Below are 23,272 nucleotides of genomic sequence, written 5' to 3'. Positions count from 1 at the left end.
ATCAAGTTCCACATGTCCAGCTTTCCAGCACCCTCATCGACGGCCTACCTTCAAGTGGACAGGCTGTGCAAATCCTTTGGTGAAACCAGCGTCCTGAGGGACGTGTCATTCTCCCTTGAGCGCGGCAAGTGCCTCGCCCTGCTCGGTCCCTCCGGTTGCGGCAAGTCCACCCTGCTCAACATCATCGCCGGCCTGCTGCCGTCAGATCGTGGCCGTCTGCTCCTGGATGGGGCGGTCATTGAGGACTCCAGTGCGGACTTCTCCCTCTCCGCACAGAAGCGGCGCTTCGCCGTGGTTTTCCAGGATCTCAGTCTCTGGCCGCACATGACCGTGTCAGAAAATGTCGCGTTTGGCCTGGGCACCCTGTCGCTCGGGCGCGAGGAAAAACAGTCCCGGGTGGACGAGGCACTCAAGCGCACCGGCATCTTCCCCTTCCGCCACCGCCACCCTTCCACCCTCTCGGGAGGGCAGCAACAGCGCGTGGCCATCGCCCGGGCCATTGTGGTGGAGCCTTCTGTGTTGCTGATGGATGAGCCGCTCTCCTCCCTGGATGCGCAGCTCCGCGACTCCATGCGGGATGAGATCGCCGGGCTGATCCGGCGGCTCAACATCACCACCATCTACGTCACCCATGACCATTCCGAGGCCATGACCATCGCCCACAAGGTGGCCGTCATGAACGACGGACGCATTGAGCAGATCGCCGCACCGCGTACGATCTACGACAGCCCGGCCACCACGTTCGTGGCCTCCTTCCTGGGCAGTGCCAACTCCTTCCCCTACGCCTATGAGCTGGAGGCGGTGAGAGATGTTTCCGGCGAACCCATCTTCCCACCCCACCCTCCGGGCATCAAGCGGGGCTTTCTCATGGTAAGGCGGGAGCACGTGCGCATCTTCCCCGTAAGCCAGGCGGACGAGTTCCCCGCCAATGAATGCATCCAGTGGCAGGCCACTTGTATCAAGAACTGCTTCTCCGGCGAGCGCTACGAGGTGCACGCCCTGACCCGCAAGGGGGAGGTCTTCCGCGGATTCGCCCGGGAACCCATGCCCCTGGACAGCAAGGTCGTCATCGAGTTCGACCCCCGGCAGATTGTCTTCGTGGAAAGCTGAGCCCTCATCATGACCAACCAGGTTTCACCTCAATCCATGACGGGCATCTGCATCGTCCCCACCCGTGTCAGCACCCCCTTCCGGGCGCTCAATGACGCACGGCGCGCCCTTTTTTACCGCGGCATGCAACTCACGCTTGGTGCGCTGCTCCTGGGATCCGCCGGATGCCATCAAGCCGCCCCGGACAAGGTCCTCGTGGTCTATGCCGCCGGTCCGCGCGAGCTGGCGGAATCCATGTGCAAGGACTTTGAAAAACAGTCCGGGGTGACCACCCGGCTCTTCAGCGCCACCACGGGCGAGATCATGGCCAAACTGAAGGCGGAGGAGTTCCAACCCCAGGCGGATGTCGTCATCCTGGCTGGCCAGACGGCGGCACAGGTGCTGAAGGAGGAGGGCTCCCTGGCCCGTCTGCCCAAGGGGGACTACCTGAAACTGAATCCGCAGTGGAATGATCCAGAGGGCTACTACGCCGCCACCGGTGCTTGTGCCTTGGGCTTGGCCGTGCGCAAAAATCACGACCGCAATGCGTTGGACTGGCAGGAAGTCTTTGATGGTGCGATCTCTGGCAATGCCATGATGCCATCGCCTTCCCAATCAGGCTCCAGCGCGGAGTTTGTGGTCAGCTTTCACCTTGACTCCCCGGAGAAGTTTTGGAATGGCATGAGAAAGATCAAGTCCCGCGGGCTGCAGGTTTCAGGACCTAACAACCAGGCTCTCACCAGCCTCATTCTGGGGGCGCACGAGGCGGTCCTGGGCGCTGCGGATTATCTTGTCTTCCGCCAGATCGAGAAAGGCGAACCGCTGGCCATGATCTTTCCCGAGCCGGGCTGCCCCCTCAGCCTGCGTCCCATCGGAATACTTAGAACCTCCCGCCATCAGCAGGAGGCGGAGCAGTTCGTCCAGTTCTGCTTCTCCCGCCCCACGCAGGAGCGCATCGCTGCGGAGCACCTGCTGCCGGCGGATCCCCACGTGGCGCTCAGCGCCGTCCGTCAGGCAGGCCCCACCCTGCATCCGCTGCTGGTGGATGTGGTGGAGGCCAAGCAGGCTCAACATGCCGCCCTGAGAAAATTCCGGTTCGAAATCGAAAAAGGTCTGGGAGGTGTCGCAGAATGAGCTCACGCACTCTCCCCCGCGGCTCGGCGCGACGCCTGCGTGGCGTCACCGCCCGGCGTCTTCCCTGGCCGGTGTACCTCGGGCTCGCGGCCGTGACGCTCACCATCGGCTACCCGCTTTTCATGCTGGTGCTCCAGAGCATCTTTCCCGCTCTTCTAAGAGGGAGTTTCTCCGGCTTCCTCTCCCCGTATCTGGAGATGATGCGCATGGACGGCCTGGCCCAGATGTGGAGCAACTCCATCGTGTGCGGGGTCGCCGCCACCATCGCGGCCTGGTTGCTGGGCATTCCCGCCGGGTGGTTGTTGGCTAGAACTTCTGTACCTGGCAAGAGCGTCCTGCGGGTCTCCCTGCTCATTCCGGTGATGTCTCCGCCGTACCTGATGGCCCTGGCGTATGTGCTGCTGCTCCAGCCTCATGGCCTTCTGGAGACCTGGGGTGTCAATCCTCCGGGCTGGCTGCGCGGCTCCTTCTTCAGCTTTGGAGGCATCATCCTGGTGATGACCCTCACCTCCTTCGGTGCCGTGGCCCTGCTCGTGGAGTCCGCCCTGCTGGGCATCTCCACCCGCATGGAGGATGCCGCACGCTGTCTGGGCAGCTCCCCGTGGCGCATCTTCCGCGCCATCACGCTGCCCCTGCTGCTACCCGCCATCATGAACGCGGGCATCCTCGTGTTCATTGATGCGGTGTCTAACTTTGGCATCGCTGCCATCCTGGCCCCACGGGCCAACATCCCATTGCTGCCGGAGGTGATCTATGAGCTGCTCACCAGCTGGCCCACCAACCTGCCACTCGGCGCGGCCCTCTCTGCCGTGCTCGCCGTTACAGCCATGACGCTGGTGATGCTGAACCAGCACCTCATGGCCCGCCAGACCGTGACCAACGGGCGGCTCCCCGCCCTGCGTCTCATCGCACTCGGGCGCGGTCGCACCACGGCATCCTGGCTGTTTTTCGGCACCTTGTTTTTCTTCAGTTCCGTCCTGCCGGTGGCCGCCGTGCTGTACATGAGCTTGATCAAGCGCTGGCAAGGGGGCAGGCCAGAGCTCTCTCTGGAGAACTACGCCGCCATCTTCCGCCCCGGCTCCCGCGGCATCGAGGCCCTGAGCACCAGCCTTCTGCTCAGCGTGACCGCCGCGACCCTGACGGTGATCATTGGTGCCGTGGTGGCTTACGCCCTCAGCCGTTTTCGCGGCCGGCTTGTCTCCTTCCTGGACCAACTCTCCGTGCTGCCCCGCGTTGTGCCCAATCTGGTGGTGGCCGTAGCCATGATCCTGGCTTGGAATGTTCCCTGGGTGCCCTTCCCCGTCTATGGCACCCTGGGCATACTGCTGCTCGCTTATGTGGCGCTCTACCAGGCAACAGCTCTGAGATTTGCGGATGCGGCCATGCAGCAGATCCCCTCGCGTCTTGAGCAGGCAGCGGCCTGTCTGGGCACCCCGTCGTGGCGGGTGCTTCTCGGGGTCGTACTGCCCATGTTGCGCCCCAGCCTTTTCGTCGCATGGATCACGATCGTCATCATGTGTTTGCGCGACTGGGTGGCGTCCATCATGCTCCTGCCTCCTGGCATCCAGACCGTCGGCAGCTTTATCTTCAACCAGTTCGAGCAAGGTGACTTTGCCCAAGCCATGGCCATGACCTTCTGCACCGTGGTGCTCAGCACGCTGCTGCTGGTGGCGGCCAATCTGAGATTCTACCGGCGCACGTTGTAATCTGTCACCTTTGCAAGATTGCGCACACCCCTTCCGTCACTCAAGCTCACTTCCCCCTCCCCTTCTGATTCCCTCCCGTCATGATGTCGTCCCTGCTCCTCGCCATCTTCATCCTTGCTGCCCTTGCCATCGCCGGCGTGTACTTCCTGGGCATCAAGCCAGGACGTGAAATCGAGAAATGGGCAGCCAGCCTTGGCAACGGCGGGCACTTCCCCCGCAAGCTCCAGATCAGCAGCCTCCACTGGCTGGGACCGGTCCACCGCGAGCTCCAGGCCGTGGCGGACAAGATGGATGAACTCAAGGCGCAAGTCGCCTCTGCCAACGCCCGGCGTGAGCAGGATGAGTTCATGCAGCACTGCATCCTGGCCAGCCTGATGGAGGGCATCCTCGTCGTGGATGGCCAGGGTGTTATCACCCTGGTGAATGCAGAATTTATCCACATGTTCCAGCTTACTCAGAGCCCACTACAGCGCCCCATCGCCGAGGTGGTGCGCGAGAAGAAACTACAAGGCTTGATCAATGATGCCCTGAGCACTGGCAGAGTGCAGTCTGCCCGCGTGACGCGCCCCTCCACATCAGAAGTCGGGCGCCCTCCTGCGCTGGAAGTCAGCGCCGTGCCCATCCACCTGCAAAAAGACAAAGTGGGCGGTGCCATCGTGCTCTTCCTTCCTCCTCCTGATCGCACACGCGTGATCCAGTCCATGAAACGCCATTCCCAGCGTCTGGAGAACCTCGTGGGCGAACTGATGCTCTCTGCCACCGGCGGACAGGAGTCGTTTGAACTGCACAAGGACACCATCAGCGTGACGGAACTCTTTGATGAAGTGTTCGCCTCCTTTTCCTCCCGCAGTGAGAGCCAGGGCGTCAAGACCACTTCCAAGGTGGACGGCGATGACATGACCGTGGCAGGCGATGCCGCCTCTCTGGAGGTGGTGCTGCTCCAATTGCTGGTCAATCTCGTGTCTGACCTGGGCCAGATCCATGAGCTGCAAATGCAGGCCCGGGCCAAGGATGATTTCGTCATCATGCGTTTCGTCTTCAAAGGCGCCGTCCTCCCCGAGGTCGAGTTGCAGCGTATCTTTGGCTCACCCTTCTCCCGGGCCAAAGAAGACAAGCTGCCCATCATCGGCGTAGGCTCCGGCTTGAACACGGTGCGGGAGGTCATTCTCCTGCATGAAGGGAACATTTCCGCCACCTGCACCGGCGAAGATGAAACCACGGTCACCGTGCGCCTGCCCCTGCACAACACAGGTGGGATGACGGTCACCAGCCGGCACCTGACTGCCTGAACACCTGATCTCTTGACCGCCATGCAGCCCAGCACCTCTGCTCCTGCCTGGCCGTCACACCGGGCACCAGGAGGCTCTGCCCTCTTGATGGTGTTGTGGGTCATTGCGTTGCTGTCCTTTCTCATGGTCACCACCCTGATGATCGCCATGCAAGACGTGGAGGCGGGAGTAGCACGGGAAATGATCTCACGAGCCCGGCACCTGGCGGAGTCCGGGCTGGCAATTGGCTGCCATCAGCAAATCGAGGCAGGCGATCCATTGCTCAGGGGGAAACCGGACTCCATCGAGTCCATAGAGGTGCAGATCACCTCAGAGGAAGCCCGGCTGAACGTCAACCACCTCCTCACAGACACCCATCGGTCCGTTCTGGAACGCCTCTTCGCCAGTTGGGGATTGTCCCGAGTGGAGGCTGAGTCTGTCGTGGATGCACTGATGGACTTTGTGGACGAAGATGACTTCAAGCATCTGAAAGGGGCCGAGTCATCAGACTACAAAGCCAGAGGCCTGTCTCGTGGTCCCGCCAACCGACCCTTTCGCAGTCTGGATGAAATGCTGCTCGTGCCCGGGATGGACCGGGTCATGCAAGCAGCCCCCCGCTGGCGGGAGGCGTTCACGCTCTGGGGTGATGGGCGCCTGAACCTTAATGAAGCGGAACCGGCCCTCATCGCCGCCGTGCTGGATGTGCCTCTAACCAGCGCACAAAATTTCACCCGTCATCGGGATGGGTTGGACGGGCACCCATGCACGCTGGATGACAACCTGGCAGAAGAGCTGGAGGAGGTCTATGATCGCCTTGGCAAGGGACGTCCCAGCGGGGAAGGCACCGGAGAGTTAGTAGGTCTGAATGGTTATACGCCTCGTGTGGTGAGTATCGGGCGCGTCAATGACTGCGCCCGGGGCATCGCGGTCACTCTACAGCGCCGCGATGGCAAAACGCAAGTCCTGGCCTGGCATGAGTTCGTGCCGTCAACCGCAGGCCGGCCGTGAAGAATTCTTTTCTCAGCAATCGTCTGGATTACCTCCGCAAACTCATGCGGTGACGGAAAGTTTTCTTGTTGAAGGTCCCGATGTCCAGAAGGTGCCCTCATTCGAGTCACTGTGTTGATCAGGTCTGTCATGAGAACGCCCCCTCTCGCTCTGATGTGTTTCCCAGGAGAGGAGAGCCGTGAATACTGGAGGCTGCGCCACGGCGGCACAGGGGAACGCCTGGAAAACCGTCCCTCAGATCGTGAGGGATGCATCTTTGCCATGGAGAGCCTGGTGCTGGACTCCATCCCCCTGTGGGCCGTGCAACCAGAAGAGGGCACCTTGGATGGGGAGCAAGTGGCATCGCTGCGGTGGGCCGCCAGAGATGCGACCTCCGCGGAGGGCCAACCCTGGACGTGCTGGGAGACCGTGAAACAGCCACAGCGCACCTTGCTCGGCTCTGCCGGACTCGCCACAGAACCGCCACTCGCGGAGTGGTTGCGCTGCCATCCCCGGAGTTTTGAACCTTCGTCACGGTGCCTGCCTCTGCCAGTGAGCGGTCTCGCGTTGTGGAAGGAGCTCGGGCGTTACGTCCTGGCTATGACAGTGGAGGGGCACCTCGTGCACTTTGCCACCCTGCATGCAACCACATTGGATGACAGGGCGGCGGGGGAGATCCGGGACGTGTTGCAATGCCTGGCTGCCTGGGAGATTCCGATGGACATCACAGAGGTGCGGCTGTGGACCCAGTCAGAGCCTGAGTTCGTGGAAACTTTAGCCCGGATTTCCGGGGGATCCGTCCTGGAAGAAGCCCGGCCCGCGCCAGTCCAGCCCGCGAGCACCCGCCCTTTGCTGCCGCCCCAGGTGGCGCAGGCCTGGCAGCAGCAGGCCCGGCAGCGCCGCCGGGTGCTCGCCTTGGGTTCACTGGCGGCGGTGTACTTTCTGGCCTTCGCCGCATGGGGTGCCACGCTCGTCTGGAAGTCCCGCAGCCTGGATGAGAGAGAGCATCGCATCGCCCTACAGCGGCCCCAGATGCAAAAGACCCAGGCTGCCCAGGAGCAATGGCTCGCGGTGGAACCTGCGGTGGACCCGGACACCTATGTGCCGGAGATCTTCCACCGCGTGGTCTCTCTCCTGCCGCCGGAAGGCATCCGGTTGAAAGAGTTTGGACTCGACCGGGAGAAGCTGACGGTCGCGGGAGAAGCCAGTACCGTGGCCCATGCCAAGCAATTCCAGGCTGATGTGACGGGCAGCCCGGGCCTGCGTCAGTTTGCCTGGAATTTCCCCCAGCCCACCATCCTGGATGACAACCGGGCAAGTTTTCGCGCTGAGGGCCTGACAGGCAAAGGAGGACGCTCTCATGAAACCCGGTGAAAAACGCCTGCTCATCGTCTTCTTTGCCGTGCTGGCCATCATGGGCGGCCTCATTGCCGCGGCGCATCTGTCTTCATGGCAGAAGAAGCTGGAAGCCCGCTCTCATCAGATCGGCCTGGAGGAGCTGGAGATCGAGGAAACTCTCGCAGAGGCGGAAGACTGGCAGGAGCGCGTTGAGTGGTTGAGGAAGAACCAGCCCGTTGCTTCCACCGACCTGGACGCAGACAACCTCCTCTACGAGCACGTCCTCAAGCTGGCAGGGGAGGAGAAACTTGCCGTTCTGGACAAGCAGTTCGAAGCCCCGGTGAAGACCCCTTTCTACCGGCAGTCTGGAGTCACGCTCACCGTCAAAGGCCCCCTGCCCGCCGTGTTGCAGTGGATCTACCTCGTCCAGGGTCCCACCGAAGGCTGCACCGTGCCAGAGTGCCGTCTCTCGCCTGACCAGGCCGACCCGTCGCAAATCCAATGCCGGGTGGTCTTCCGCCGCTGGTACCAACTCACTCTCACCCAGTCATGATCGTGCCCGCTCGTCTGCCCGTCGCATGGTGGGGTGCCGTTTTGCTGACTTCCTGTTTGCAGGTCGAACTGACGGCGTTTGAGCCTCCCCAGCGACATCCCCAGTCTCGCTACGAGCAGGACTGGGCCCGCAATCCCTTTACCTTGAAAACCGCCCCCGTGGCGATAGAGAGCCAATCCTTTGCCAAAGACCTGGCTCTGGGCGGCATTGACAATCTGGGCGAAGGCCACCGCGTAATTTTAGTGAATGTGAAGACGCAACAGCGCTATCCGCTCAAGGAAGGTGCCCCCAATGCCGAGGGGCTGGTCATCAAGCAGGTGCACCGCGCCACCACGCTGAAGGCCAGCTACGTAGAGATCGCCCGGGGAACCGAGGTAGCCCGTCTGGAATACAACGAGGCCTACTTGAAGAGCGTCGCAGCAAGTGTGGCCCCCTCCAACGCCGGGACCAAAGAACGCAAGACAGCAGGAGCAACTGCGCCGGCTTCACCGACAGCCACAACCGCCTCCCCCTCAGCCGGGCCTGCAGGCTCCTTGAACCGAACCCCGGGCCATCCCCCCACCCAGGCCCTGGCCAGCCAAAACGTCGCGGCCACCGCGCCGCCCCCTGCCAGTGTGCCCGGCAGGTCAGAGTCCCCCACCGTTCGCCAGCGTCGGCGCGTGCAAACCGTGCCCAACACCCCCTAGCCAGACCGCTTCCTCATGAAGGCCTTCCTGAACCGCGCTGTCGTTTTGTCATTCCTAGCACTCGCTGGCACCCTCGCTTCACAGGACATTCCCGCCCCCTCTCCGGGGACCCGGCTTTCTCTGCAAAAGCCCGGTGCTCCCATTGGAGAAATCCTGGAAATCTACCAGGAGCTCACCGGAAAAAAAATCATCAGGGACCCCAAGCTGGAGGGGGTCGTCCTCTCCATGGACACAGGCGGAGAGATGCCCAAGGCCCAGGTCATCGAGTTCATCGAGAAGTCCCTCCTCATCAGCGGCTACGCCATCGTCCCGAGTGGGGAGCAGATGGTGAAAGTGCTCGCCTTTGAGGCAGGCAAGCTCCCCTCAACCGAAGGGGTGGACATGATCCTGGATGCCAGCCGCCTGCCCCAGGGAGACCAGGTAGTAAGCTATCTCCTGCCCCTGCAACACCTGGACGCCGATGAGGCCGGACAGGCGCTGAGCCAGATCATCACCCTGCACCCCTATGGCAAAATCCTGGCCGTGCCCAAGGCCAGCGCTCTGGTGATCACGGAAAATTCCACCACCATCCGCGCCATCATCGACCTTGTGCGCCAGGTGGACACCCCGTCTTCTGAGACAACTACAAAAAAATATTTCCTTGAACGCGCCGATGCCGAGGAGGTCGCACGCACCATCGGCACCCTTCTGGGTCTGGATGCGACCGCCACAGCGACTCCGGCTGCAGCCCGCTCCGCACCTGGAGACAGTCGGGGCGTTGCTAAAGGCGGCGTAACCGGAGGCGGAGTGATCACCGCCGGAGGAAACGGATCTGGCAGGACCCCTCCCAAACTGGTGCCGATAGCCCGCCAAAACGCCCTGCTGGTCATCGCTCGCCCGGTGGACATGGCGCAGATCGAAACCCTCATCAAGGAATTCGACGACGAATCCCCCATCCGGAGTTTCATCTCGCGCAAAGTGCGCTACATGGACCTCACCGAGTTTGTGGAGGTGGCGCAAAATGCTCTCCTCCGGGGTGTGGTGGATCCCAACGGCCCCCAGCCCCTTGGACAGAACACCCAACAAACATCAGTCGCCACCTCCCGGGCTGGTAACACGAGCAGTGACAACGGCGGACGCAGTTCCAGCTACGGCTCCGGATTGGGCGGAGGCTCAGGCTTTGGCGGCGGTGCGGCTGCCTTTCAAAATGAAACCCGTACGCTGGAGGACACCGTGTTGCCCAGATCCCAGTCAATCCTTATTGGAAAGACCCTCGTCATCGTGGATCCACCCAACAGCACCTTCTACGCCTCCGGTCCGCCGGACCAGCTGCGCATGCTGGACGATCTGCTCACGCAGATGGACAAGCGCCCACCCCAGATCATTCTCTCTGCCATCATCGGTGAGTTCACCACGGGCAAGGACTTCCGTTTTGGCCTGGACTGGGTGCGCACCCTGGAGCAGGTGAATGACAACCTTGTCATCGGTGGCATCAACAAGACCTCCACCACAGAGACCAACGCCATGACCGATCTGGCCGCCCTGGGCAACGTGGCCGACTTCCTCCCAGCGCTGCAAGGGCTCACGGTGTACGGTAAAATCGGCAAGCACCTCAACGTCTTTCTCAACACCCTGGAGGAGTCGGATCGCTTTCACGTGTTGCAGCGCCCTTATGTGACGACGCTCAACCACAAAAAGGCCACCATCTCCACCGGCCAGCAGCTCGCCATACCCGGGCAGACTTACAGCTCCGGCATCGGGTCCGATCCGGATACCAACGGTTTTGTCTCCAACACCCAGTACATCCCCGCGGAGCTAAAGCTGGACATCGTCCCCCACATCTATGACAAGAATGAAGTGAAGCTTGAGTTCGTGCAGCAAAACTTGGATATCGCCAGCTACACCACGATCAGCGGCAACCAGGTGCCAAACCTCTCCACCCAGACCCTCAGCAACACCGTGGTCGTACCCAACGGAGCCACCATCATCCTGGGGGGCCTCATCACCGAACGCGATCGGAACAACAAGTCCGGCGTGCCCGTCCTGTCCCGCATCCCGCTCGTGAAGCACCTGTTTGGCTCCACCGCCAAGACTAAGGAACGGCGGGAACTGATGATCTTTGTTCAGCCCATCATCGTGGCCAGCGACGACTCCATTGCCCAGAAACAGGTTCCAATCGAAAACCTGAACCGCTCCTTCCCGGAGGTGCAGCAGTTCGCGGAACAACCCCAACCCACTCCCCTGCTCCCCGCCTGGGATCCCCCGCCCGCCAAAGCCCCTGCACGCCAGGAGAAGAAGTCCTTCCCGGCAAAGTGACAGAGCAGCCGAACCCGGAGGGTTCAGCCATGAATAGCCATTGGGTCGACCGAGTGGAGCGAGGGCTCCCCGTGGAAGTAACTTCCACTCGCTACCGCGGAGCGGTAGGCCCATAGCGGCCAATCGAAAACGGGCTACGATCGCGGGATTGTCGTCAGCGGTCAGCCATACGATGGGCCTACCGCTCCGCGGTAGAATTCCCAATCCAGTATTCCATGGGTAGTCCTCGCTCCACTCGGTCGACCCATGGCTCCTATGAGGCGGGTCAATTGGTTTGTGAGGTGACTTGCGGTTTTCTTCGGCGTTGCTGCTCTTTGAGGGTGGAGGGTTCGTCGTGATTCTTTCTGTCGTCTGATCCTTGATGCAGCCCGGTCTATGACACGCGCTGTTGAGCAGCTTTACTCCTGCTCTCATGCTCCTATCCGCACAGGCCCTCAGGGCCGTGCATCGCGCCCTTGCGGGCTACAAGGATCAGTCAGGAATCGATCATTCTACTGCTGCGGGCTAAGCCTTGCGGCGGCCAAGCCATGGGTCGATCAGATTCTCCGACTGAAAGTGTTTCAACAGGGGGTGTCTTAGGTGGTGGCTGGCTCCAAGCCCAGGCCTTCCAACGTTGCCGTCCCCATGTGCAATCTCCAAAGATCAACCATGAGCATCCGGGCACAGGCCACGATGGCCTTGCGCTTCCTGGCTCCACGGACCGTGCCTTGCGGCCCCAGTTCCTCAGGATATTTCCTCACCCCCCTCCAGTTCGGATTGAGCCTGCAGATCCTCCACGCCGCTTCCACCAGCGTCGTGCGGATCCGCGAGCTGCCCATCCGGTCAATCTGCCCAAGCTTTTGCTTTTCCCCGCTACTGTACTCACTGGGGCAGCAGCCGATGAACGAGCCGGGCTGTCCCCGGTTCTTGAACCGGTTCCAGTCACCCACCTCTGCGGCGATGATCGCATAGCTGAGTTCGCCGAGTCCTTTGGGCCGAACCTGGGCTGCTGGGGCCTCCTCCGACGCTCTGGGAGGCTCGGCTGCATTCAAGATCAAGCCTGGTTCGGACTTCTTGATGGCAGTCTTCGGAGGTTTGACTTCGCTGATGGCCTTCTTTTTGAGCTCCTCGCTATAACCATTTAATTGCAGGCACATTCTCTGCATGGGCTCGATCATGTCCACCAGCCACGTGCGGCCGGCGGCGAGCAGATCGGCTCTGAGCTGCTCCCAGTTCTTGGGTGCCCACCAGCTGTCGAGATCCCTCAACCAGCCATGGTCCCATAGCAAGCTGCGTCCCTGGGATGCAATCTGACCACGCAGCTTGATCACCTGCTCTCGGCGGCGGTGACTCCCTCGTTGCTGCTGCTTCTCCACCGTGGGGACCCTGACCGGGCGCAGGCAGGCTCGGTTGCCCCGGCTCACGTAGTCCCAGAGCAGGGTGGCCAGCATGCGGGCGTCACGCTTGTCGGTCTTGCGTTTGCCGCTGAGTTCCTGGGGAGCAACCACCACACTATGAGCTCCAGCACCTTCCAACTCGCGGTGAAACTCCCAGCCAAAGCCACAAGCCTCCTGGACGCAGTGGACTTCACAGCCTTGATTGACGAGCCAGCCAACCAGTTCGACCCAGAGGCTGCGAGGGTGCTTGCCCAGATTGAGCGGCTGGCCTCCGGCGACGACCAGGGAACCTGCGGGCGTGTTTAGCTCCAGATCCAGGCCCAGGGTGACACGGCGTTCCTGGCCAGCAAGGTTGAGGGCCTTGCAGATCGCTGCGTGACAAGGGATGGGGGTGTGCAAAGTATAGGTGGTCATGATGGTGTGGGTCAGTGCCTTTCTCGTGGCACCAGGCATGTTGCCTGATGTTTGCTGATCCCGCCATCATGGCGTCTATGCATGGCGAACCCTTCGGGTTCATGAGCCAACTCGCGCCACACCACTGCCCACTGCCCACTGCCCACTGCCCACTGCCCACTGCCCACTGCCCACTGCCCACTGCCCACTGCCCACTGCCCACTGCCTACCGCCCACTGCCTACCGCCCCCTCGCGGGCGGTGTCCAGAACGCAAACTGCCGTTCTCCACCAACCCCCATCTTCAGTTTGAGTTTCACCAGCTCTGGTCGTTTCACTCCTGGATCTGAAGGGGGCACGTCCGCGCCTGGAACCGGAGGGCTCAGATCGCGCGGGGCGGCTAGCAACCCCTTGCCTGCCCCCTTGTTCCAGATGCTCACCCATTGGTCCGTCACCGGATCATGAAACTCCCACTCACAAGTGGCCACGCCTTCCAGCAGCGTCAGCTTCACGGGCTCGCTCGCGTCTTGCGTCAGAGGCACGACTGTGAGCACCATGCGGAGATACCCGTCCACCGCTTCTTCTGTCTGCAGCACCACCCGGTTCCTTGGGTCCACCCCGCTCCCTCCGACTCCCGAAGGCACGTTTTCAAAAACAAGCTGCGAGAGATAGCGCCCCCCGCGGTTCTCCAACTCGTGCCGCACGACCGCCCCGGCTGGCAGAGTGCGGAAGAGCCGCTCACAGTAATCTGCAAATCCCCTCAGCCTGGACTCCCGCGCCTGTTCCACTGTCATGTCATCGGCCAGCTCCACCGTGCCCCGCACGATGCCAAAAATAGCTCCCACCAGAAGCGTGAGGATGAGCATGACCAGCATCATCTCCATGAGGGTGAAACCTCGAACTCTAGCACGCAGCACTGTTCTCACGGCGCGATCCCTCCTTGATAAGAAACGGCGGCATGGAGCGGGGGCCAGACCAGAGACTCTACTGACTTCTCCTGCGCCCGACCGTCATCCATCCATGAGGCAGTCACCTTCACCCTGTACAAGTCGGCAAGCCGTTCCCCACGCCGATTCTTCACCTCCTCAGACTTCACGACGATGTTGTAGAGCACCCTGGCCTCGGTGATCGCACGGCGCTCTTCATGCAGCGCGGTTCCAGGAGCCACCGCCCCCAGCTTCCGGGTGGTGAGAAGCAGGTGGTCATCCAGGCGGGATTGCACAGCCGCCTCCATCTGCGACTCCACCGCAGCGAGCCCCATCTGGTTGATAGCCTCCACCAGTGCGATCACCGCCAGGCTGAACACCAGCATGGCCAGGAGCGCCTCCAGCAACGTGAAGGCCTGGACACCCTTGCTGGTCCTGCCAGTCATGTCAGTCATGGCTTCGGTGCGATGTACATCTCCTCCTCCGCCACCCCTCCCGTCAGAGGGTCCAGCCGGATCTGCAGCCACGAGGTCCCCAACTCAAAACGGGCCGTCATGGGTTCACACAAACTACCCGGCAGAAAAATCACTTGTTGCCCTGCCGCAGGCTGGAACGATGAAGTGCCAAAGCGCTTGAGCAGCACCTTCATGCCCTCCGGCACGGTCACACGACGCTGCCATTTCTCCCGCTTGCCCGCGGCCTCCAGACCATCTGCCGCGCGACGGTACTGGATGGTGAATCCCCTGGGCTCAAACGCAATGACCTCCGCCTCGGCAGAAGCAGCCACACGGCGCATGGCCCCCATGGTCATGCGCTGTAGCTCCACCACCGGCTTTCGGATGATTTCCTCCTGATTCAGGCTGCTGAAGTTGTGAATGCACAGCCCTGCGAGGATGGCCATGATGAACAGCACCACGCTCATTTCCAACAGGGTGAACCCTGTGGATGATCTCGTGGAGAGCGGGGTGCTGCGCATTGGGATTCCCCGTTGGAATCTGGAGCTTACTGCCAGTTCCCCACATCATCCGGCGTGCCCTCCACGCCATCAGGCCCCAGAGAGTACAAGTCGTATCCGGCCGGATCCCTCTTGCCGGGATTGCGATACTGGTAGGGACGACCCCATGGGTCACTGAGGGCCTCAGGCTTGGCCAGAGCGCTCCATCGCTTGGGCAGAGGCTCTACCGTGGGCTGCGTGACCATCGCCGCCAGCCCCTGCTGCTGGGTCGGCAACATCATCGCCTTCGTCTTGTAGCGTACCAGGTTGGTCTCCCAAGTTTTGATGTCCGAGGCCGCCTTGCTCACCTCCGCGTCCTGACCCACGTTTTGCATGAGGTAAACACCGCCGCCCAGGATGAGCGCGATGATGAAGAGCACGAGCATCATCTCCATGAGGGTGAAGGCGGCGCGCAGGCGGGAGGAAGCAATGGGTTTCATGATCAGGGTTGGATGGGGTTCAATACACGATGAATGGGTGAGGATGAGTCAATGGCTGCGCATGTGCTCCAGGGTGCCGTAAACGACGCTAATCATCATCCAGGCCATGGAACCTACGAGTGCGGCCATAAAGACCATGATAACGGGCTGGATGAGCGCTGTGGCCGACTCGATCCCTTTGCTAAGCTGCCGGTCAAACCGCTCCGCCGCCTTCTGTAGGGCATCCGCCATGTCCCCGGTAGCCTCACCTACCCGAACCATGTCCACCACAGCAGGCCGCACCACTTCGTGACGCTCCAAGGCCCGGCTAAGGGAGATGCCCTCACTCACCGCGGCCTGCACGTGCTCCAGGCGGTCCCGCACATGCAGGTTGGTGCTCACATTCCGGGTCAGCATGAGCGCCCGGTGCAATGGCAGGCCATTCCCCAGCAGGTTGCCCAGCGTCTCCAAAAATTGCACCTCGAACCGCGTCTGCAACACCGGCCCATAGACAGGCAGACTTAATTTCACCCGGTGCCACCACGTGAGCCTGCCCCGGTCCTTGAACCCCAGTTTCACCGCCACCGTGGCAAGGATGCCCAACATCAGGAGAAGCCACCACCACTGCTTGAGCGCCAGGTTGCCCGCCAGCATCCACTTGGCAAAGACAGGCAGATCTCCACTGGTGTGCTTGATCAACACCGTGAGCTTGGGCAGCAGGTAACCGGAGAAGACGAACGCCAAGGCAATACCTGACGCAATGATGAAGGCCGGATAGATCAGCGCATTGGACACCTTGGCCCGCAATGCCGCCATCTGGTTCATGTACCGGGCCTGCCGTCTCAGAATGGCAGCGAGCGATCCCCCTGCCTCCCCTGCCGCGACGAGATTGCAGTACAGGTCCCCAAACGAGGCACACACCTGGCTCAGGGCAGCGGAGAAGGGCGTGCCGTCACGCACCTTTTCCCGTAACCGCCCCGCCAGGACCTGTAGGGAACTCTTGTTGCGATTCTCCAGCGAATGCAGGGCGGGTTCAAGTTGCAACCCGGCCCCAAGGAGGTCAGAAAGCTCCTCAGTGAACTGAATGACCAGCTTCTCCGGCAACGAAAGCGCCGACGCCGCCCCGCCGGATGCTGCCTTGGCCTGAGTGTCTGCCCTCGGCTGGCTTCCCAACGGCTTCGACATGGCTTTTCCAGGGGCCTTTTCAGCCTCCTCCCGTACCTCAGTAGGCTGCAAACCTTGCCGGATGAGCTTCCGCACCGCGTCCCCGCGATCTGCCGCATCCACCTGGCCGGAGCGACGCTGGCCTTCCAGATTGAGAGCGATGAAGGAGAAGGCGGCCATGGGGGGGTGAGCTTGTGAATGTTTCCGCGAACGACACGTCGGTCCGTCAGTCCAGGTGATCCTCACTGGTGACACGCATCACCTCCTCCACCGTGGTGTGACCAGCCAGCACCTTCAGCCATCCGTACTCCCGCAGAGAGAGGAATCCCTCGGCCCGCGCCAGGCGCAGCAGATCATTGGAACTGGCCCGGCTAGCCACCAGATCCTGCATGGCCGGGGTGAGCAAGGCTATCTCATAGATCGCCAGCCGCCCGTGATAGCCCGTGCTGCGGCAGGCATGACAGCCCCCGGGATTTGCCCCGTAAAACGTCTGCCCCAGACCTTCGGCAAAGCCGCGGGCACGCAGCTTTTCCTCACTGTACTCCACCGGCACCCGGCACTGCGGGCACAGGGATCTCACCAGCCGTTGTGCGAGAAAGGCCCGCACGGAGGTCGCCACCAGAAAGGGCTCCACCCCCATCTCCACCAGACGCGTGATGCCGCCAATGGAGTCATTTGTGTGAAGGGTGGAGAACACCAGGTGACCTGTGAGCGAGGCGCGCACGGCGATCTCCGCTGTCTCCAGATCGCGGATCTCACCTATCATCACCACATTGGGATCGCCGCGCAGGATGCTGCGGAGACCGGCGGCAAAGGTCAGGTTGATCTCAGGCTTCACCGCAATCTGCACCACCCCCGGCAGCTTGTGCTCCACGGGATCCTCAATGGTCACGATGCGGCGGTGAATGCTGTTCAGCGCAGAAAGAAAGGTGTACAACGTGGTGCTCTTGCCGCTGCCAGTGGGACCGGTGACGAGAACGATGCCATTGGGCTTGGCCAGCAGTTGATCAATCTTCGCCCGATAGGCAGGCGTGAATCCTAGACGGTCCAAGGTGAAACGCTGCTGCCCCAGCAGACGCAGGCTGATGCTTTCCCCCTCCACGCTGGGGATGGTGGCCACCCGCACGTCGATGCCCTGATTATCCAGCCTCAGGTGAATGCGCCCATCCTGCGGCAACCGCTTCTCGGCTATATCGAGCTTGGCCATCACCTTCACCCGGGCCAGCACCGAGCCCTGAAGCTGCCGGATGTTCTCCGGTACCGGCACCTCATGCAACAGGCCATCCACCCGGTAGCGGATTCTCAGATTGTCATGCACAGGCTCCAGATGAATGTCCGTGGCCCGCTGCGTCAACGCTTCCCGGATGATCTGATTCACAAACTTCACTACCGAGGCCTCAGCGTCATCAGCGTCAATGACATTGGCCTCATCCCGCATGTGGGAATCATCCTCATCCGTGGCGCGATGCCGGAGGATGTCTTCAAACGTGTCGGCACCCACCCCGTAGAGATTCTGAATCGCCGGCAACAACTGGCTGCGCGGAGCGAGACACCACCGGCATGGCACGGTGATGGCCCGCGCCACGGCCTGCCGGGCGGCGAGGTCAAAAGGATCGTAGCAAACGATGAGCAACTCGTGCGGTGGCGAAGGTTCATCCCCTTCTTTGATCCGGGGCAGCACATGCGGCAGCAACCGGTGTTTCAGCGCCAGGCGTGCCGGACACACGGACTTCAGCCACGCCGCTGTCTCTGCCTCCACCGGCTCAAACGTCCCCAACCATCTCCAGTCGAGCACACGCGCCAGGTGGGCCGCGAATTCACCTTCATCCACCGCCTCCTGGTCCAGCAGCCCATCAATCAGCGACTGTCCGGCAAGCACAGCCCCACGGACGACCTTGTCCAGATCCTCACGATCCACCCTGGTGCATTGCACAGCAGCTTGCAGGAGGGGCGACATATTCAGTGCGGTGGAGGGTGAAAGATGTCCGCAGGCAATGGAGGGCTAGTTCTCGTCATCTGCCTGCTTGGTTTGACCGTCATCATCCGCCGCCGCGCTGGATGCCGCGCCGCCCGCTTCGCTCCCGCCCTCATAGGGAGCGTAACCTTGCCTCTCCAGAAGCTTGGCAAGTTTCTCTATCGTGGCCGCAATGCTCAAGCCGTCATCGTTGGCCCGCTCCGTCTCGCTCTCATCCAGGGTCAGCCTGACCTTCGACGAACCTGCCGAGCCGTAGCTGGAGTCTGTCACCTGCTTATCGGCCCCCGCCTCACTGTCAGCGAAGACTGACGTGCCATTCAGAACCTTCGCCACACTCACAGAGAGGCTGACAGTTGGGCTGCTTACCTTGAGCAGATGATCGACATCGCCGATCACCACCAACTGCCCTTTGGCACTTCCTTTTGTGGCCGTCGCAGAGACCACGACTTTGCGCTCATCCCGATCACCCGCAGGAAACATCTGTCCGCTCTCACTTGCCGTCACATAGGTGCGGTCCTCATTCGTCGCCAGAACGAACGAACCAGTTCCACCCAAAATGGGAGCCACAAAGTAGCCCGTCTCGAAGGTGTGGTAGTTCACCCCCTTTTCCTCAGAAAAGTGGAACTCGTAAACCAGCACCTGCGACCAGGCACTCGCATTTCCCATCAGAATGATGGCGATTGCCAAGAAAATACAATGGCACCTTGCTGAGAACATGCCAGACCCTCTATTTCCAAGGATCTGAAGTCAAAAAGCCACCCGTGACGAATCCGCCACGTCAATGGTGATAAATCATCTGCGATTCTACTTTGCGATACTCTTCTCACGGACTGCCAGCCATGCACTCACTCCTCTCAATTTCGCACGAGAAAACACCCGAAGTAGTTTTCCACCTGAAAAGGGTCAACCTGCGCCAGGGCCACCAGCCTCAATTCTGGCATTATCCTCTCAAATGAAGGGGCTTTTATTAGCATATTGATATGCCCAAATACATTTTGCAGCACAGCTCCTTTTATTCCATTGTGCCGTGTTGTGAGAATGATCTTCGCCGTCATTTTCTGCGTACTGTTGGAACTTGGGTTGGTGATCCTGTTGACCATGCCACCAGGATGCCAATTTGCTCTTTCAACAGCCAGCGCAGCGCCCCCTGCTGGACCGGGCTATTAAGTCCAGCCGTAAGGACCATCCGGTCATTGGCCGGTTGGTGGGACATGTTGACCGACCGCGAAGAGGGACACTTGATCCGACATCCCTGAGCTGCACGGAATGCCGGAACAAGAGGGCGGCAGAACCGGGCTCAAACTGTACCGCGACAGCGGTTAATTCACCGTGGTTTTCTTTGGCGCAGCCCCATTCACCTTGACGCTGGCGTTGCGCTTGGCAGTCACCCTGCCGGCAACGCTTGAAAGTTCCTTGATGGGCACGGCATCTTGGGCCCCAGAAATCCATGCATGCAACGGAATCCAGGTTTCGCCACCGTCCAAACGCACAAAGTCCTTCTCGGTAAGGATGTTTCTTTTGTAGAAGTCGATGATTTCGGAAGACTGGAAACCGCCCAGTTCTGTGAAATTGCGACTGATAAAGATGAGATGAGACATGGAGAGAAGTGTAATATGGGTTATGCCATGCGGGCTCAAGGCGTCGTTATCATTCGCGATGAAGTACCCCTGCGGTCTTCTGTATCGCAACTCCTGACGAAGGTTGCCGCACTGGCACCTCACCTCACTCTCCTGATCGGCCCTGGAACTCCTTAAAAATCTCCCAAATTCCCTCTTTGACCAAGGCATGGGCCAGAGTTCTGGTGAAGAGTGCGAAACTGTCCTTCAACGTGGGAACTCCCCCACGGAGAAGGTGCTTCAACAACTGTCTCTGGTGGACAACAAGCACAGGCACCGCCATGCAGCGAGTGTCACCTCTCTCCCGCCAAGCTCTCGAGCAATTCATACGCTGGCAGTTGATTGCCACTTTTCCATGCTGCCAGTGCCGATTTTGCCCTTTTTCGAACCCGTGCATTTGACATCGCGGAGGCGTCCACCTTTGCCTTCTTAAATGCAGATGCTGGCTTTTTCACGTCCCTCTCAGGCTCGATAGGAGCTTTTGCCTTCTCAGACACGGACTGGGGCGGGAGAGGGATGATGTTTTCAACAGGTGCCTCCCTGCTTACATTTTTGACGGTCATCGCATCCCGACGCTCCCCTTTGCCGCGCGTGAATGCAGCAGGTTTCTGACGGGCATGGCCGGGATTTTTGACAGGCCGGCCTGGAGCCGCAGGCGGTGTCTTCAGCAGGCGGTAGTCGATGCCCACCACCCGTTTGCCATCGATCTTTCCCAGACTCTTGGGGAAAACCAGCATCTGCCCACCAAGGTCCTCGCCCAAACCCAGCTCCCCCCAATCCTTTTTGGTGCCCGTCCGCGGCTGAGTCAGTGTCATGACACGATGCTGGGCCACGAGTTTTTGCAGTGCAGTGTCCTTGGATGGTTCCTTCCACATCAGGTAGATTTCCGGACTGCCGGAATCCTTCACCACTTTGGCAAAGCGAACGGTCTGCATGGTTGTGCGGAGTCTCTCTGACCCCATCCTCCAAACACAGATTCGACACCGACCCCAGGTGCGCGGCTGTCTCTCCATGCTCATCGGCAGGGTTGTTGGGACCAAACCGCACCCCGTCGCAGGATGCCAGGCGAAACATCGGTCTGAAGCACAGCGTAAGAATGATCACTTCATCCTCCACGCTCATGCTCCCTTCGCGAATTTCAGGCTTCCTCTCACTCGCCATCACTCTGGCCCTGTCCGGAATTGCTCCGGCTGCCGACTACCAAGGTGTTCGCCTGATCGCCCACCGCGGGGCAGGCCACGAGTTCGATGAAAATACCATCGAGGGCTGCAGGCAGAGCTACGGACGCGGACTGCGCGGTTTCGAGGTCGATATCCGGCTCACCAAGGACGATCATCTGGTGCTCATGCATGATGCAGACACCTCCCGGACGACCGGGGGAACAGGGAAAATTGAGGCACTCTCTCTTGCCGACGTGCGGCAGCTCCGAACGAAGGAACATGGCGTTCCTGTTCCCGCCATGACAGACCTGGTGGCGTATTTCAAGGACAAGCCCGATGTCATGCTGCTCCTGGAGCTGAAGACCTCAGATACGCAAACCTACAACGAAGGGCGACTACAGACCTACGGCCGCCTGGTGGCCGCTACAGTGAAAGACATGCCTAAAGGAACCTTCTGGTTCACCTCCTTTGACCGGCGGGTGCTGTCGCTGATGAAGCGCTTGTTGCCCGAAGCCCCTACCGGACTGCTGACGGGCACGCCTCCCACTCCCGAATTCATCCAGGATGCGCTCACGCTCGGTTGCGGCAGGCTGTCCGTATCACTGGATCACACCAACCGCCAATACGCCCGGGAGGTGAAAAAAGCCGGGCTCCAACTCTCCCTCTGGCCGATCCGATCCCGGGAAGACGCGGACCTCGCCGTGATGCTTGGAGCCAACATCCTATGCACGGATATCCCGAGCGATTTGCTGAAATCAACCACTGCCACGGGCTCAGCCACTCTCGGCCGCACTCGCGATTCCCAACCTTGATCCCGCCACAGCGGACCGTGCGGACAGCACGACTCCGGGGGCCTCCCACCGGCCTGCACCACTCCTTCCTCGAACCTTCGCCCCTCGTTCTCGGCATCGTGTCAGCACCTTGACCTTGGAACCACCAAGGATGCCTGATCATCGCTCAGACAGCGTGAACGATGTATTATTGTGGTTGGCAAACAAGCTTTCCTACCAAAGGGACAGTTGCGGCGTAGAGCCTGGTTTCCTACTATGCTCGCATTCATTCTCGCCACATCGCAGCCGTATGAATCCCAAGATCGACGACTTCCTGAGCAGGGCCAAACAATGGCAGGACGAACTGATGAGGTTGCGAGCCATTGCTCTCTCCTGTGGGCTGACGGAGGAACTGAAATGGGGCAAACCCTGTTATACCTTCGAGGGCGGCAACGTGGTGATTCTCCTGGGCTTCAAGGAGTACTGCGCCGTTCTTTTTTGCAAAGGTGCCCTTCTCCAGGATTCCAAAGGGATTCTCGTGCGCCCCACGGAGAACACACAGGCAGCGCGCCAGGCCCGGTTCACCAAGAGCGCAGACATCGTCAAGAACCAGTCCACCCTGAAGACCTACATCCGGGAGGCGATGGAAGTGGAGAAAGCTGGACTGGAAGTACCCTACAAGGACATCTCCGAGCACAAGGTGCCCAAAGAGTTCCAAGACAAGCTGGACAAGAACTCGAAGCTGAAAGCTGCGTTTAAAGCCCTCACGCCGGGACGGCAACGCGCCTATCTGCTGCACTTCTCCAGTGCCAAACAATCCAAAACGAGGGAGTCGAGGATCGAGAAATGCGCACCTCAGATTCTCGCCGGCAAAGGACTGGACGACTAAGTTTAGAAATGGGTCGGCTCGGCACTTGGGCAGCGAGTGATTCTGCATCTCAAACTCACTACCACCGATGCCCTTGCCCCCGACGCACCTCAGGGGCATTAGTGTATGACAGCACAGCAGATCGCCGCGGAGCTGGGCACAGGGGAGCAGACCGTCAAGGTCCACCGCGCCCACCTCATGCAAATACTCAATCTCGACTCCGTGGCCAGCCTTGTCCGGGCTGCGGAAAAATCCGGGCTCCACCGGCGGCCTCGTGCGGGCGGATGAAGCTGCAACTATTTGCGCCATGTTGCACTAAAGGGCAATAGCGGCATGAGCCCGCCTGCGTCACAATGCCACTTGATGAAAGCAGGCAGAGCAGTTGTGGCAGTGCTGGATGACGGGGAGCAGATACGCAAGGCTCTGAGCCGTCTGCTCACTATCCAGTGTTCCATTTACATGGAGCAGGCCCCTGCCCTCTTCATCATGCGAATGCTCCTCCTGCGCATCAAAAGCTGGGAGCATTACCTGTTCTTTGTTAAGGATTGAAACCCACC

23 protein-coding genes are annotated in these 23,272 nt (G+C 60.6%); 13 read left to right on the top strand and 10 right to left on the bottom strand.

The window, feature by feature from the left end; translation table 11 throughout:
* Positions 1 to 12: 12 nt before the first annotated feature.
* The 9 genes from VSP_RS13790 (at position 13) to VSP_RS13750 (ending at position 11,056) form a co-directional block, all read left to right on the top strand.
* Positions 13 to 1,110, top strand: a complete 1,098-nt coding sequence (locus VSP_RS13790; protein WP_009961292.1) for an ABC transporter ATP-binding protein — start codon at positions 13 to 15, stop codon at positions 1,108 to 1,110.
* Positions 1,111 to 1,119: 9 nt separating this feature from the next.
* Positions 1,120 to 2,223 (top strand): extracellular solute-binding protein, encoded by a 1,104-nt coding sequence (locus VSP_RS13785; RefSeq protein WP_081452540.1) that lies wholly within the window; start codon positions 1,120 to 1,122, stop codon positions 2,221 to 2,223.
* Positions 2,220 to 3,929: an ABC transporter permease gene (locus VSP_RS13780; protein WP_044133541.1), complete on the top strand. Its 1,710-nt coding sequence runs from the start codon at positions 2,220 to 2,222 to the stop codon at positions 3,927 to 3,929. The genes VSP_RS13785 and VSP_RS13780 overlap by 4 nt, the downstream gene beginning before the upstream one ends.
* An 80-nt stretch (positions 3,930 to 4,009) precedes the next feature.
* Positions 4,010 to 5,218, top strand: coding sequence for an ATP-binding protein (locus tag VSP_RS13775; RefSeq protein ID WP_009961289.1), 1,209 nt, complete (start codon positions 4,010 to 4,012; stop codon positions 5,216 to 5,218).
* A 21-nt stretch (positions 5,219 to 5,239) separates the two neighbouring features.
* On the top strand, positions 5,240 to 6,205 hold the full coding sequence (locus tag VSP_RS13770) for a type II secretion system minor pseudopilin (RefSeq protein ID WP_009961288.1): 966 nt from the start codon (positions 5,240 to 5,242) through the stop codon (positions 6,203 to 6,205).
* 129 nt (positions 6,206 to 6,334) lie between these two features.
* A complete protein-coding gene (locus tag VSP_RS13765; RefSeq protein ID WP_157210883.1) occupies positions 6,335 to 7,558 on the top strand; it encodes a hypothetical protein in 1,224 nt (407 codons plus the stop codon).
* Positions 7,545 to 8,075, top strand: coding sequence for a hypothetical protein (locus VSP_RS13760; RefSeq protein ID WP_009961286.1), 531 nt, complete (start codon positions 7,545 to 7,547; stop codon positions 8,073 to 8,075). The genes VSP_RS13765 and VSP_RS13760 overlap by 14 nt, the downstream gene beginning before the upstream one ends.
* The gene (locus VSP_RS13755; protein ID WP_009961285.1) at positions 8,072 to 8,761 is read left to right on the top strand and encodes a hypothetical protein; all 690 of its coding nucleotides are present in this window, start codon (positions 8,072 to 8,074) and stop codon (positions 8,759 to 8,761) included. The genes VSP_RS13760 and VSP_RS13755 overlap by 4 nt, the downstream gene beginning before the upstream one ends.
* 15 nt (positions 8,762 to 8,776) lie before the next feature.
* On the top strand, positions 8,777 to 11,056 hold the full coding sequence (locus tag VSP_RS13750) for a secretin N-terminal domain-containing protein (RefSeq protein WP_009961284.1): 2,280 nt from the start codon (positions 8,777 to 8,779) through the stop codon (positions 11,054 to 11,056).
* Between the two features lie 575 nt (positions 11,057 to 11,631).
* On the opposite strand, the gene VSP_RS13745 is transcribed toward VSP_RS13750, so the two are convergent.
* The 10 genes from VSP_RS13745 to VSP_RS13690 all read right to left on the bottom strand — a co-directional run bounded on the left by VSP_RS13745 (position 11,632) and on the right by VSP_RS13690 (position 20,852).
* Positions 11,632 to 12,846, bottom strand: a complete 1,215-nt coding sequence (locus tag VSP_RS13745) for an IS110-like element ISVsp10 family transposase (RefSeq protein WP_076612168.1) — start codon at positions 12,844 to 12,846, stop codon at positions 11,632 to 11,634.
* A 219-nt stretch (positions 12,847 to 13,065) separates the two neighbouring features.
* Positions 13,066 to 13,740 (bottom strand): PulJ/GspJ family protein, encoded by a 675-nt coding sequence (locus tag VSP_RS13740; RefSeq protein ID WP_269724136.1) that lies wholly within the window; start codon positions 13,738 to 13,740, stop codon positions 13,066 to 13,068.
* 5 nt (positions 13,741 to 13,745) lie between these two features.
* Positions 13,746 to 14,204 (bottom strand): hypothetical protein, encoded by a 459-nt coding sequence (locus VSP_RS39380; RefSeq protein WP_009961280.1) that lies wholly within the window; start codon positions 14,202 to 14,204, stop codon positions 13,746 to 13,748.
* Positions 14,201 to 14,725, bottom strand: coding sequence for a prepilin-type N-terminal cleavage/methylation domain-containing protein (locus tag VSP_RS13730; RefSeq protein WP_009961279.1), 525 nt, complete (start codon positions 14,723 to 14,725; stop codon positions 14,201 to 14,203). The genes VSP_RS39380 and VSP_RS13730 overlap by 4 nt, the downstream gene beginning before the upstream one ends.
* A gap of 26 nt (positions 14,726 to 14,751) precedes the next feature.
* Positions 14,752 to 15,183 (bottom strand): type II secretion system major pseudopilin GspG, encoded by a 432-nt coding sequence (gene gspG, locus VSP_RS13725; protein WP_009961278.1) that lies wholly within the window; start codon positions 15,181 to 15,183, stop codon positions 14,752 to 14,754.
* Positions 15,184 to 15,231: 48 nt separating this feature from the next.
* The gene (locus tag VSP_RS13720; RefSeq protein WP_009961276.1) at positions 15,232 to 16,506 is read right to left on the bottom strand and encodes a type II secretion system F family protein; all 1,275 of its coding nucleotides are present in this window, start codon (positions 16,504 to 16,506) and stop codon (positions 15,232 to 15,234) included.
* A gap of 46 nt (positions 16,507 to 16,552) precedes the next feature.
* Positions 16,553 to 18,283, bottom strand: coding sequence for a GspE/PulE family protein (locus VSP_RS13715; RefSeq protein WP_009961275.1), 1,731 nt, complete (start codon positions 18,281 to 18,283; stop codon positions 16,553 to 16,555).
* 45 nt (positions 18,284 to 18,328) lie between these two features.
* Positions 18,329 to 18,988: a hypothetical protein gene (locus tag VSP_RS13710; RefSeq protein ID WP_075089475.1), complete on the bottom strand. Its 660-nt coding sequence runs from the start codon at positions 18,986 to 18,988 to the stop codon at positions 18,329 to 18,331.
* A 632-nt stretch (positions 18,989 to 19,620) separates the two neighbouring features.
* The gene (locus VSP_RS13700; RefSeq protein WP_009961271.1) at positions 19,621 to 19,899 is read right to left on the bottom strand and encodes a DUF4339 domain-containing protein; all 279 of its coding nucleotides are present in this window, start codon (positions 19,897 to 19,899) and stop codon (positions 19,621 to 19,623) included.
* 311 nt (positions 19,900 to 20,210) lie between these two features.
* Positions 20,211 to 20,852 carry a hypothetical protein gene (locus VSP_RS13690; protein WP_009961269.1) on the bottom strand — a complete coding sequence of 214 codons (642 nt, stop codon included), beginning with the start codon at positions 20,850 to 20,852 and terminating at the stop codon, positions 20,211 to 20,213.
* Positions 20,853 to 21,037: 185 nt separating this feature from the next.
* Between VSP_RS13690 and VSP_RS39375 the strand changes: the two genes are divergently transcribed.
* From VSP_RS39375 to VSP_RS13670, 4 genes are all read left to right on the top strand, one after another.
* A complete protein-coding gene (locus tag VSP_RS39375) occupies positions 21,038 to 21,889 on the top strand; it encodes a glycerophosphodiester phosphodiesterase (RefSeq protein WP_198141386.1) in 852 nt (283 codons plus the stop codon).
* Positions 21,890 to 22,157: 268 nt separating this feature from the next.
* Positions 22,158 to 22,736: a YdeI/OmpD-associated family protein gene (locus VSP_RS13680; RefSeq protein ID WP_009961267.1), complete on the top strand. Its 579-nt coding sequence runs from the start codon at positions 22,158 to 22,160 to the stop codon at positions 22,734 to 22,736.
* Positions 22,737 to 22,841: 105 nt separating this feature from the next.
* Complete coding sequence (locus VSP_RS40915; RefSeq protein WP_009961266.1) at positions 22,842 to 23,003, top strand: LuxR C-terminal-related transcriptional regulator; 162 nt, start codon at positions 22,842 to 22,844, stop codon at positions 23,001 to 23,003.
* A 75-nt stretch (positions 23,004 to 23,078) separates the two neighbouring features.
* Positions 23,079 to 23,264, top strand: coding sequence for a hypothetical protein (locus VSP_RS13670; protein WP_009961264.1), 186 nt, complete (start codon positions 23,079 to 23,081; stop codon positions 23,262 to 23,264).
* Positions 23,265 to 23,272 lie beyond the last annotated feature (8 nt).

Origin of the sequence: Verrucomicrobium spinosum DSM 4136 = JCM 18804 (assembly GCF_000172155.1) — a bacterium.
Lineage (GTDB): Bacteria > Verrucomicrobiota > Verrucomicrobiia > Verrucomicrobiales > Verrucomicrobiaceae > Verrucomicrobium > Verrucomicrobium spinosum.
This window is presented reverse-complemented; position numbering and strand designations above follow the sequence as displayed.